Source organism: Vibrio sp. 10N.286.51.E5 (assembly GCF_041469125.1).
Taxonomy (GTDB): Bacteria; Pseudomonadota; Gammaproteobacteria; order Enterobacterales; family Vibrionaceae; genus Vibrio; species Vibrio crassostreae_C.
Genome location: NZ_JBFRJZ010000087.1, coordinates 1 through 12,554, shown reverse-complemented (window position 1 = coordinate 12,554; position 12,554 = coordinate 1). Strand labels below are relative to the sequence as shown.

The following is a 12,554-nucleotide window of genomic DNA, read 5'->3' as shown; positions in this document are numbered from 1 at the left end:
AAAGTATGCTCCCGCCCTGGTCTGACCTTGGACCAGAGAGTGTGCTTTATACGCCTGAATTGTGGATTTATTTATCGAGAAATCGCTATATCTTCATTAATTGGTGAATGTAGACTTATGACTGATTTATGCTCTGATTTATTTAGTTGCCAAATGATAAAAGACGTTTGGATAAATTGGATGCCCTAAATAGGTTGGCCTTTAATATGAATGCGATAATAGGAAAATTTAAGAGGTTTTATATTTCAAAAGTTTCATTTTTTGAAGGTAGGTTCTCGATTAATAATAATGTAATTATTCGCAGATTGGTTGTCGAAGTGTGGGGTGTGTTGTCATTTTTTGATAATGATAAAATTGGCATTAGAGAAAGAACAAAATATATTTTAGGCAAAGAGTTGAATTATCGTCGTTTCTCAATAAATAGTTTTATTCAAGGTATAGAACAGAATAATTTTACGTACTTCGAACGTTCTAGTATGAGCCACATATACAGTGATATATTTGATAAAATGATTAGATATTTTGAATCTGGAGAACCGATAACTATTTGTTGTTCTCGTTCAAGTGTTAATATTGTTTCTATGGTCGCGAGTTGTTATTTTAATAAGGTGCTAATCATAAATGGTCATAAAGACTATAATAAAAAGGAAATTTATTACGTTTTAAAAGTGTTTAAAGGTATAAATAAACCACAGGTGCATGTGGTTTCTATAAATAATAGGGATGCTATTCTAGAATTACGAAAATTCGATGGTATAACTATTGTGACATACGATGAATTTCCTTTCCCATTGTTTGAAAATAAGATTAGGTTATTGAAAAAATGTGTACTCCCTGTCTGTAAGTTAATTGGTAGAAAAACGATATTCGTCAATAGGTATTATAACAATAATTACCTCCCTCGCTTGGAGATTTTATTTATATGCAAAAAAGAAGCTTTCAATGATTTGAGAAAGGTGAGAGAAGTGCTAATGCGACGAGTTATGAGTTCAATAGAGGAACAACCTGAAAAATGGTCGATTTGGTCTCAGAAGAGCTTCTATTATTGCAGTGTGTAGACCTATTACTATTAGCTAAACGCCAGGGCGGGATCGCACTTTGTTAACAAATATGATCTAATAGTGCTAAATCCACAATCACACAGCCATTTTGAACTTAATCGAACACTTATCAGTCGTCCAAGACACTCGGTCAGACATTAATCAGAAGCATGATCTTATCGATGTCATGTTCCTTGTAATTAGCGCCATCGCATCTGGATGTGAAGGATGGCAAGATATTGAATTGTTTGGGAAAGACAAACTAGATTGGCTGAGAAAATACAGAACATTTGAACATGGTATTCCACGTCGGCATACAATAGCCCGTATTTTACGTTCAGTTGTCGCAGAATCTTTGCTAGAGGCATTAGCCCTGTGGATTAACGAGCAACGCACTAGTCAACACAAGCCGATAATCGCATTCGATGGAAAAGTGCTGCGTGGCTCATACCGAAATGACAAAAAAACAGCGTTACAATTGGTTACCGCCTACGACACTGAACGTGGCCTCGTTTTGAGTCAAAAGCCGACTGAGAGCAAAAATGGCGAGATCAACGTTGTACGCCAAATGCTTGATGTTATTAACGTAAAAGGCAGTGTCATCACCATTGATGCCCTGCATTGTCAGCGCGATACGCTCGAGAAAATTGCAGAGAAAAAGGCTCACGTTGTTGTTCAAGTGAAGAACAACCAGCCCAAATTGAGAGTGGCTATTGTGGAGCAATTTCAAGCTGTCTTTGAAGCAGGTAAAGAGAAAATAGTTACCGAAATCAAAGAGAAGCACCATGGCCGCAGTGAAGAAAGATATGTATTTCAGTTAAAGGCTAAGTTACCTAAAGAGCTTGCGGAGAAATGGCCGACAGTACGAAGCATCATTGCGGTGGAGCGGCATCGAGTGATCAACGGAAAAGGAAGTGTAGACACCTCATATTACATAAGCTCTATGTCGCCGAATCACAAAATGCTAGGCCACTACATTCGTCAGCATTGGCGTATTGAAAACAGCCAGCATTACGTATTAGATGTTGTTTTTAAAGAGGATTACTCACGGATCACGCTAGATGGTGCTGTAGAAAATATAGCGTTGTTTAGACGCTTTGTGATGAACATGCTGAAGCAATGCGAATGTGGTGCACCAAGCCAAAAAGTGAAGTTGAAGAAGGCTGCTTGGAACGATGATTATCGGGCACGAGTCTTCTTTGGGTTATAAATTGAACAAAGTGTGCTCGCGCCCTGAGCTAAACGCAGGGCGCGATATCACTAACTGGGGATACGATATGTCGCAAATAACGGCTCAAATACGGTACTTTCAAGTCGTATTGAGTAGCTCTATCCTGTCACGCGAACTCTATATCGCCGGTTTTAAAATGCAAAACTATAAATTCCAGTACACTACATATGAAGATGTGAAAGTGCGCTTACCTGACCACCTTGTTATAGATGAATCTAATTACTTCCAAACTATTTATCGTTTTGAACATTTGCTGGCCTCTGACGTGCATAATTAGATGAAACTAAATGAGGAAGCAACCATCTGACCGAGTATGGGCACTCCCACGTGTGCAAGTAAATACTGATGACAATGAACGTACAACTGCCCAAGTGTATTCGTTTCATAAATGATGCTGCAGTTATACGTCGAACCATAATGGTTTTGTTCGCGCATTAACTGTCAAATGACTACACGAGCTATTAGCTGTTTGAACAGGCTATTTTTTAATAAAGTTGGTTAGACCTATTTCCCTTTCCTTCATTTGTAGTGCAATTTTTTATATACCTACCGTATCTAAGCCGTGGCTAGCAATGCCTACCCATTGTCCATTTATTTATGCCCTAATTATCTTTCTCGACCGACATTGCTGTGTATGCGAGGAACCAATCCTAATGACGCAACAAGGCTGCAATGATACGCAATGATAAATTGGATATATCTAAATTAAATAGGTAGTATTTTATATTAACGGTAGTTATTCTACAGGGGTTAGTGGTAAAAATGTCCGTAATAGGAATTGACATGATGGTAAGATAATAAATTTAATTTAATTGCCAGGGGAGTAATTCATTAAATATTTTTGTCAGCAATTTCTTGGTGATTAGGTTTTATCTAATGTTGTTTTGTTGATGACTGTTGACAATGAATTGAGAACGTCCATAAGTGATTTTAGGTCGGGCGTAAAGTATTTTTCTAAATGTTCTGCTCTTTTTTCTAGTATGAAAATAGCCTCTAAATTAACTGAAATACACAATAAACTATATAGGAAATATATGAAATTATCTAAAATTGCGTTGGCCTTAACAGTTGCAATTGCTGCTCCAGTTACTGCTATCGCTACTGCTTCTGTTACGCATCAAAATGGTGGGTTGGGTGAAAGTAATAGCTTCATTTTACTCAATGAAAATGAAATAGTTAAGTTTTCCCCTTTACAAGATTATTTTAAAGGGGATAAGGTTGTATACGACGGAAAAATATACCAAGCGAAATGGTATGTGAATAATCAAAATTCCACTTCCCCATCTTTGCTCCCAGGAGACGAGTCTGATTTAACCAACCAGCCATGGGAATATATAGGGGATTATGTTGAAGAACCACCATTTAACGAAAAAAATGAAGTGGCGACAATAAGGACAGGAGCGTTCCTTTCAGACGAAAACTCGGTTCTAACAGCGACAATTAATCTTCCATCAGGTGAGGAATACAGCGTTATATCGCGACCACTCCAAAATATTTCTTTGTATTCAGGTCATTTCTTAGCTGAAGCGATCAATGAAGCTAAAATACCTGGTGTCAAGGCTGGTGAATACCAAGAAAATGGTAAGCTAGAAGTTATTGAATATACCGGTGGCAGAAACATCATATATGGTCCAGAAGGTACTACTATCGATATCGATGCCGTAAGTTCTTTCGGACGTATCGAACTAGATCACCTTATTTCATCTTTACCGTCAGTATTAATTGCGGAAATTACCACACCAAACGGTGCCCATGTTGTGAGAACAGGGCAGTTAGCAAACGTTTCCCTGTACTCGACTCATTTTCTCGCAAATGCAATCAATGAGGCATCAATACCTGGCGTTGAAGCTGGTGAATACCAAAAGGACGGTGTGGTTCCCGTTGATTATAGTGGTGGCCGGAATGCCGTTTTTGGCCCTCAAGGTTCACACCTTATCATTAGTTCATTAGAGGCTATTCAGCAAATTAAAACAGACCATATTCAAACCATCGTTCCTGCTAATATTACTGCAAAATTAACCACTCCAGATGGTTCAATAAACTACTTGGAAATACCTGCAACTAGTCCAGTGTCTACATGGAGTACACACTTGGTTGCGGATGCGATCAATGCGCTGGGTATTCCCGGAGTTTTGGCAGGTGAGGCACAACAAGATGGTTCAATTAAAGTTATTGACTACACAGGGGGAAGAAATGCGCTATGGGCACCGGAAGGTACTGAATTAGAGTTATCAGTGGACCAGGAGATAGTGCCAGACCCGAACAAAATCGAAATCCCAAGAAGTAAAATAGAGTTAGATTTAGCTAACGCTGTCACACCTAAGTTTCTTGAAGCACAGCACTCAGTGCGTACTCTTAGCAATAGTGAGGTAGTATTAGTAAGCAGTGGTCGACAAGACAACCCAGAAAATGTCAAACGAGTAGAGCGTATTATTGGTGGTGACAATGGGTGGGAAGCGATTTTTCCCATGCGAAATGCAGCATACAGCTATGACAATTTCTTAAAATCCGTTGCGAAGTTTCCAGGTTTCTGTGAGACATATGAGAATTTGGATTCTGACGCGATATGTAAGAATTTATTGGCGACGTCTTTTGCTCATTATGTACAAGAAACAGGTGCGAATGATTCATGGAGCGGTGTTGAAGAGTGGCAACAGGGCCTATATTGGTTGCGCGAAATCGGCTTCGATGAAGAAAGCAGAAACGGATATAATCAGGAATGCGGTTCAGAAATGGCCTGGTGGGAATGTGGTAAATTCCCCAATGGTGATACTAAGTCATACTTCGGACGAGGAGCGAAGCAGTTAAGTTACTACTACAACTATGGAACTTTCTCTAAAGCTATGTTTGGCGATGAAAGAGTACTGCTTGACGCCCCCGAGAAAGTCGCAGATACATGGTTAAACCTTGCTTCTAGCCTCTATTTCTTCATGACACCCCAATCTCCTAAGCCATCCATGGCTGACGTAGTTATTGGAAACTGGATACCTAACGAATATGATTTGAAAGCAAACATCAAGGGTGGCTTTGGCACCACAACTAATATTATTAATGGTGGTCTTGAATGTAGGGGGGATGAAGAGAGCGCCGCCTCACTACACCGTATTGGCTATTATAAGCAATTCCGAGACCATTTTGGTATGCCAGAAGTAGAAGACGAGTCAACTCTAACATGTGCTGGTATGAATGATTTCCCAACTAACGGCTCTGGTCAAGTTGAAACATATTGGGAAAAGGGTTGGTTTGGCGAACCGAAGTGTCACCTTGTAAGTTATCAAACAGCATATCAGGGGCTATTTTCGAACTCGTCATATGACGACTGTATCCTTGAAAACTGGGAAAACGTAGTGATAGTTGAAGATAAATAGTCTTGTAATATATTTCATGTTTTAACCAAGGAGGCCTGAAAATCGGCCTCCTTTCTCTTATGTGATTACAGTTAAACTAATAGAGGCTTTCTTGCTTAAATCGATGGAACTAAATCAAGAAGCTACGATTTTATCTACTATACCCATCAATCGTCGTAACCTCACGTCTAAACCTCGTTACAAAACAACTAACTGAAAGCAATACAATAAAGCCTTAATCAACCGTGGTTCTCTGACCTTTTGGATTGATGAGCAAACGATAGCCCAGTGAAAACAAACAAGGTAAGCGTGGTAGATCTCGCCGATTCAGCGATTTAGCCATTACTACCGCACTGATGATGAAAGACATTTTCTCTATGCCATACGGATCAAACGAGCGATTCCGCTTTACCCGCCCGCCACGAGAAGGAGCTGCGTTCAGGGAGCGAGGACACCCTCGTAATCTTGCCGTAGGTTGTCAGAAGCTCCACGACTCCAACTATAAGTGGAAAAGCGGTATGGTTATCATAAGCGCTCACTATCAGAGACAGCAATGTATCGGGTAAAACAGTTGTTAGGTGGGAAATTAAGCCTAAGAAATTACAATGCTCAGGTTGGCGAGACCTGCGTTATGATCAAAGCGCTGAATAAGCTTACAGGGCTAGGTATGCCAGAATCTCAGTATGTTGTTTCACAACTGATGAACATGGGACTATCATGTATTCTCACCGAATTAAGCATCAAAGCACTTCATTATCGCCTACATTTAAAAGGCTGACTTCCGCACTAACCGCTTCGTGAGTATCCACTTCTACAGCTAAGTGTAATTTACGCCATGTTCTGCGTTTTTCTGCACCATGCTTTTGTACTTTCCACTCACCCTCACCCAAGACTTTGAGGCTAGTTGAGCCAATAAATATACGGCGGATAGCTCCTCTATATTCATCGTTATATTAAACGTGAACTGTCTTCGAGCGTTTACTGTTACAGGTGTAGTCAACGGAACATCCAATAGCTCGAATATCGAGTTGATAAAGCCTTGAAGTACATGCAACGGCAGAGAGAATGCCCTTGATCATAAAAGCTGTTTCAATCGCTGTGTTTGAGTACTGGAAGCCCTTACCACGTATACCATGATGGATTTTGCATTGTCATGCATTTATGTGGATCCATCTATCCAGAACGTAACTGAACTACATTTGCATAGCGCTTTAATATAATCCGCCCAGTTAGTTATCTTTTTTGGCTTTTTCCGCACCACGCAACAAAGGCCCTCTTGATTTAGTTTTATTGAGTTATGTAATAAGTCTATTAATGAGTTTGTTAAAAACGATATCAAAATCGGACTCTTTTACGGTTATAAATGGATATATCCACTGCATTTGCGCTAAATTTATCTTTTAGGTGTTTTTACAGGCAAGAAAAAGGCTAATATTTTGGTGTGGCGAATTTCCACAGCTATCAATAAATATCAATAATAAATGTGTCATTAATTGAGTAGTATAGTAATTATATTTTTAATGGATAATTTAGAGGAAAAAAAATGAATTTGAAATCACGTATCAATACATCTGCTTGTCTGTTTCTTGGGTGCATTTTCCCACTAGCAGCCAGCGCAGCACCAGGTGACCAAGTAAATGCCACTATCAACGTAACTACGACTATTGCGGCGCAAGATTTCAAAGTGCGTCCTGTTGGTCGAAACGACTTTAGTGGTGTTATCGCTAATCTTGTTTATGATGAAGTAAATGATTCTTTTAGTTCGTTTAACATGAATATCGAATCGACATTTAGTACAGGACTACGAGCACAGCTACTTGCCCAACCAAGTATTACAAATGGTGTAGACACATTGCCCCTAGACGTGACAATTGATAATAACGCAATTACACACAACTCGTCGCAGATTGACAGTACTCCTCCTTCTGCGGGAACTTTTGTTGCTTATCCTCTCGATATTAATATTGGTCAATATCAACCTATTGGTGCGGCGTTGTCATCGGGTGCATATTCAGGCTCAGTACAACTGGTTTTCGAAGATTCCCTATAAATCACGAGACTTTGTTGCGTAAAAGAATAATCCACTTCACCTATTATTCCTCAAGCAGTGATAAGTCCACTAAAGCCTTATCGCTTGGTAGATAACTGAAGTGAACTAAGAGTTTTATTCTAAATTTAGGTGCCAATTCTTCGTGAATTCACTATTACGCAACAAAGTCAACCAACGAGACAGACATTGATGTTCAAACTACGAATTTTATTTTTAGTTGTGTTGGCATCTCTTATATCTCTGGCTGCTTCGGCAGCCAGTAATAGAGTTGAAGCTGACCAAGAATTACTAATATTAAAGGGCAATAAAAGAAGTGATTTAATAAAGCTATCCAACCCAGTTGACGATATTGCCTACGTGGAAACGCACGTTGTAGAAGTCACCTTCGATGAAAATGGAAATGAACAGTTAGAGCTAGTTGAAGGCGAAGGAAAAAAAGACTCAATAATTGTCATTCCTGAGAAAGGGTTAGTACCTCCAAAAAGTTCTGTACAGTTTAGAGTCGTCAAAACTGCTGAAAGTGTAGTAAAAGACAGGTATTTTAAAGTTAGATTTGTACCAGTTACTAACAAAAAACTGGAAAGTCCTAATTCCAAGGACAAAGTTAATTCCGGTATATTTATTTCTATTGCGACTAGTGGATTTGTAGCTATTTCAAATGAAGACTCACAACCGGATATTATTTCTACAGTGGATAATGGTATTCTTACGCTAAAAAATAACGGCAATGGAGTTGGTACCTTAACGAATTGTACTCTTTGCTCGGAAGAGGAAGATCTTGATTGCAAAATATTCAATGATATTCGAATGATACCAAACCGAGAGCGTACTTTTGATGTGGGTGATGTTGGTATAGACATGACTAGTGTGGTTTTTAATTGTGACTTAAACAATGGCATAGGTATAAGTAAATATGTCCATGAACAAGATTTTTTATCGAAAAATTAAAAAAGAATTATTTTTTATAATTGTATTATTTCCTTCTATTTCATTTGCACTAGATAGTATCGATAATCCGAAACTTTTAATAGTCAGTGACACTCCTTCTGGTTTCGAAGATGTAGAATTTAGAGATGAGCTTCAATTTAGATTATACGGAAAAACTATAGCAGAAGGATACACGCTATACAAAGGTAGCACTACGAAGTTTTTTATTTACACTTCATCAATGAGTGATGTGGTTGAAATAAAAACCAATAAAGAATATACCTGTGCTGATATCATTGCTCAGCAGTTTATGCTAAATGTATGTGGAGAAGAAACATCTAACTCTGAGACAAAAGTAACATTCAGCGAGCCAGTAAAAGACAGCCGAGTTAAATATATTGAAGTTTTGCTCGAAAACAGAAGAATAAATAGTCAAAATAAACTTGATTATTTGAAGGAGAGTGATGTTAACGCACTAGGAACGGTGACAAACTATAGAATAACCGGTTCTAATAATTTGTCTTATTTTAGTGGTTCTGCACTCTTAGATACTACCATAGGTTATAAAAACAGTTTTTTTGAATTTGAAGGAGGTTCCTATGTTGATGGTAATAGCAATGTTGAATTTGTTAATAATCAAACTGCACTAGGTAAAGATTATGGTTCAAATCGTTATATGTTTTCATTGTTAGACGATCAAACAAGACTAGGAAGTGGCTTCTCAAACGCAATTATTGACATGAGAGATATAAAGCAATTTTCGATCGAAGATGCCTCAGAAAGAAGGTTAGGTAAAAGCGGTCAATTCCTCAATATAGATATTTATATGCCAAGCAGGGGGGTAGTAGAAGTATATCGAGGATCCTCTTTACTATATAGCGCTCCTCATTCAGAAGGTCATAGTTTCATTGATGCTAGTGCTCTTCCTATCGGCACCTATGACATAACAATACATAGAAAACTGAATATAGGAACAACCCTAGCCCCAATAGTCAGGACAGTCACTAATAGAAATACTAATAACGTCGATTTCTTGTCTTTTGGTGTTTATGATGAGCTAAATTCTGGGGATACGAATGTACTATTTGCTTTGTATGAAAAAACTATATTTTCAAATCAAAATCTTGATGTCGAAATTGGTGGTATGTTGTCCGATTTTGACAATTTACTTCTAATGAAAAGTGATTATTTTTTTTCTAGTCAATCTTTTTTAAGCTTTGAGCTTTCTGCACTTGATGAGAGTAATTACAACTTTCTTGGAAGATTAGATACTAAACTTGGCAAACACTTTCTCTTTAATACGGAATATCTGTACAAAAGCATCGAATCAGAACTTAGCGAAAGGTTTTATGTTAACCTTAGCGGACGTTACGAAAATTATTTTTTCGATTCTTTTCATATCAATTATATGTATTCAGCTTTAGAGAATAGTCATGCAAATTATATTATAGATTCTAAGCAATCAGAGATTACTGCTTACTTTAATAAATTTGCTCAATTTAGAGGTGACCCACTATATGTTAGCTATCATGTGGGGGTAAGAGATCGTGATTTCGTATCAAATGAATTCTTCTTCGGCCTAAATTTATCAATGCCTCTGTCTTTTTCAGATAGTTCCTCAGGCGGGGTGAGCTTATTTAGTCAGGGTGGTGATTATGTGGTCAGTGCCTATGCGAATTCTGATATCGACTCTGAATTGATAGAAAGCGTATCTGCAGACATCAGTCATTCGCGGGACAATAGCATCAATGCTCTTTTCGGTTCGCAAATCAGGAATGATAAAGGATCAGGCAATATTTCATTATCAATGAATAGAAACAGTACTGACACTGATTTCACAGGCTCTTTTCTTTACGGTGGTTCTGTCGTCTCATCCGATAACAATGTTGGTTTTTTCGACACTGCATCAAGTTCTTCGGGTTTTTTAGTAGAAAATAGTACGTTTGACCCACGCTCTACGTCAGAAATTGACCTGATATCAGGAAGAGAACAAGTGGTATTAGATGGAAAATTGAGTTTTATCCCAGTGGCTGAATATGATTCAGCTACACTCTATGTACATTCGAACAGTGCTACTATCGATGATGAAGATAGACTGCATCATGGTGTTTTTTATAAAGGAGGCGTTAAATTTATAGAATTAGAACCAAGAAACTATTTTCACGTGGCAGGCTTTATAGAGAATATAGATGCATCTAATAGTATAAAAATCGTCAACCATGAATCTTCAGTAGTTATTAATAGAGACATCAGCGACGGATATTTTCAGCTGGCCGTTTCCGAGCAGTTTCCTATAATAGAGATTTTCTCTGATGATAGATTATTATGCACTAAAGAGTTCAGTAATTATAATCGTGATGAATATGTATATCTGGGAGAATTAAGTTGTGAAACAGGTTTTTAAATTTTCAATATTGTTCTTATATAGTGCTTGGCTTGATGCAGCCAGTTTTGGACAGGTACATTATAAACTCGACCCTTCAAGTGGAGCTACTTATTTTACCAAGGTAGCTAGCTCAATACATAACCCAAGTTGTTCACAGAACTCTATTCTTGGGGGGTATACTAGAATAAGTGTTATAGATATCAGTAATGCAGCTCATAGTTACTCAGTTAAATACGGGAACGGGGTAACAGAGCAAGTCTTAACAGATAACTATGGTAACCAACTGCCTGTTGAAATTAGTGTTATTGGCCATTATGTGCGAAGGGGACCGAGGTTCTGGGGCGGTGGTAGTGCAAACGGTAATTACTGTTACGCACGTCAAGGCTATGGTGATCATGAGTCTGAAATGCTTTATTACAATGTTGGTACCGGCGTCACTCATGGCGGTTATGCGCCTGACCATGGTCATGGGTACTGGGAAGTTTTATTAGCAATGAGAGTCAGCCCTAGTTATTCCGGCCCTCTAACGCCTGGTAGGTATTATGGTAATGTTAATTTGAACTCTAGTACATATCACCTTAAGCCTCGTGACAGTTGGGAGACGTTATCTGGTCATATTGTACTGGACATCGGACACGTTTTCAAAGTCAATATACCATACCGAGCGGGATCGCTTAATTTTGAACAAGGGGATCATCCATATTGGGGGGCCGGATTACCCATAAAAATCCAGACTAACGAATCATTCAACATAAAATACAGCTGTGGCGGTAATTTGGGAAAAAATAGTAATGGACAATGTTTGTTGGACGCAAACGGTTTTGCGCAGAGAGTTCGCATTCGTTTCGACCATATAAACTCGTTGATTGAGCTAGGAGCAGATGTCTGGACACATTATGATGCAGCCACATTTAATCCGTCTCTTGCCCATGTTCGTCAACAGGTGGGTTCGATAGAATTTTCTGTGGCAGACCTTCACCTAGCGACTCCTGGAAAGACTTATACTGGTACTTACAACTTCATAGTGGAAGCCGATTATTAAAAAGCATAGTGGGCTTCGTTGGGCCAACTTTGCAATGAGCTCTGGACGTTTGTGGACAGATATTCGCGCGTCCAGTCATGCTTAGCTGTTATTTCTGACCATTCCTGTTGGATACGCCTCCAGTACCGGAAGCAGCTAGGCATCAAAATTTCTGGCTGCTTTGTATTGCGAGACTGAAGGTAAACTCTGCCGAGTCGGGCTTTCGACGTTTTTCAAGCTACTAGTCACTGGTTGATTATTAATTAAGCAACCTCTTTTTCTGGATTCAAATGAACGTCACCAACTGGTTCGCAGTTCTTGATTTCTTCTGACTAACGTTCAGGGTTTTGCTCTCGGCGTACCTCTAGAACTGCCGTTCTTTTTTGTAAGCTCTCACTACCCTTACCCGCATGTCTTTCCGAAGGCGTCACGTAGTTTAGTCTTCGATGTTTATGCTCATTGTTGTATCACTCTACGAACCTGTCTATCCAAGCTCTCTCATCTTGGCTTTCATCGTTGAAGATTTCATTTGCCCCCCCCCCCCCCCCCCCC

General features: G+C 38.8%; 7 protein-coding genes and 2 pseudogenes. 8 read left to right on the top strand and 1 reads right to left on the bottom strand.

The features are described 5' to 3' along the window. Nucleotides 1-167: 167 nt before the first annotated feature. The 4 genes and pseudogenes from AB4161_RS21755 to AB4161_RS21740 all read left to right on the top strand — a co-directional run. Complete coding sequence (locus tag AB4161_RS21755; protein WP_372084282.1) at nt 168-1,058, top strand: hypothetical protein; 891 nt, start codon at nt 168-170, stop codon at nt 1,056-1,058. Nucleotides 1,059-1,149: 91 nt separating this feature from the next. Next, on the top strand, nt 1,150-2,250 hold the full coding sequence (locus AB4161_RS21750; protein ID WP_102319868.1) for an ISAs1 family transposase: 1,101 nt from the start codon (nt 1,150-1,152) through the stop codon (nt 2,248-2,250). Between the two features lie 1,055 nt (nt 2,251-3,305). Beyond that, a complete protein-coding gene (locus AB4161_RS21745) occupies nt 3,306-5,639 on the top strand; it encodes a glycoside hydrolase family 19 protein (RefSeq protein WP_372084281.1) in 2,334 nt (777 codons plus the stop codon). 217 nt (nt 5,640-5,856) lie between these two features. Beyond that, nucleotides 5,857-6,306, top strand: a pseudogene (locus tag AB4161_RS21740) (transposase); the annotation flags it as partial. Nucleotides 6,307-6,361: 55 nt separating this feature from the next. On the opposite strand, the pseudogene AB4161_RS21735 reads toward AB4161_RS21740, so the two are convergent. After that, nucleotides 6,362-6,876: pseudogene (locus AB4161_RS21735) on the bottom strand (transposase); the annotation flags it as partial. A 285-nt stretch (nt 6,877-7,161) separates the two neighbouring features. Here AB4161_RS21735 and AB4161_RS21730 point away from each other — a divergent pair. From AB4161_RS21730 to AB4161_RS21715, 4 genes are all read left to right on the top strand, one after another. After that, entirely contained in the window at nt 7,162-7,668 is a 507-nt protein-coding gene (locus AB4161_RS21730) for a hypothetical protein (RefSeq protein ID WP_372084279.1), read from the top strand. 189 nt (nt 7,669-7,857) lie between these two features. Then, nucleotides 7,858-8,616, top strand: a complete 759-nt coding sequence (locus AB4161_RS21725; RefSeq protein ID WP_372084277.1) for a hypothetical protein — start codon at nt 7,858-7,860, stop codon at nt 8,614-8,616. Beyond that, a complete protein-coding gene (locus AB4161_RS21720) occupies nt 8,588-10,999 on the top strand; it encodes a TcfC E-set like domain-containing protein (protein WP_372084275.1) in 2,412 nt (803 codons plus the stop codon). The genes AB4161_RS21725 and AB4161_RS21720 overlap by 29 nt, the downstream gene beginning before the upstream one ends. Further along, complete coding sequence (locus AB4161_RS21715; RefSeq protein WP_372084274.1) at nt 10,983-12,023, top strand: hypothetical protein; 1,041 nt, start codon at nt 10,983-10,985, stop codon at nt 12,021-12,023. The genes AB4161_RS21720 and AB4161_RS21715 overlap by 17 nt, the downstream gene beginning before the upstream one ends. Nucleotides 12,024-12,554 lie beyond the last annotated feature (531 nt).

Excerpts from the sequence above, each read along its gene's own strand:
- AB4161_RS21745 (WP_372084281.1), top strand. The coding sequence starts at position 3,306 with ATGAAATTATCTAAAATTGCGTTGGCCTTAACAGTTGCAATTGCTGCT.
- AB4161_RS21730 (WP_372084279.1), top strand. The coding sequence starts at position 7,162 with ATGAATTTGAAATCACGTATCAATACATCTGCTTGTCTGTTTCTTGGG.
- AB4161_RS21725 (WP_372084277.1), top strand. The coding sequence starts at position 7,858 with ATGTTCAAACTACGAATTTTATTTTTAGTTGTGTTGGCATCTCTTATA.
- AB4161_RS21720 (WP_372084275.1), top strand. The coding sequence starts at position 8,588 with ATGAACAAGATTTTTTATCGAAAAATTAAAAAAGAATTATTTTTTATA.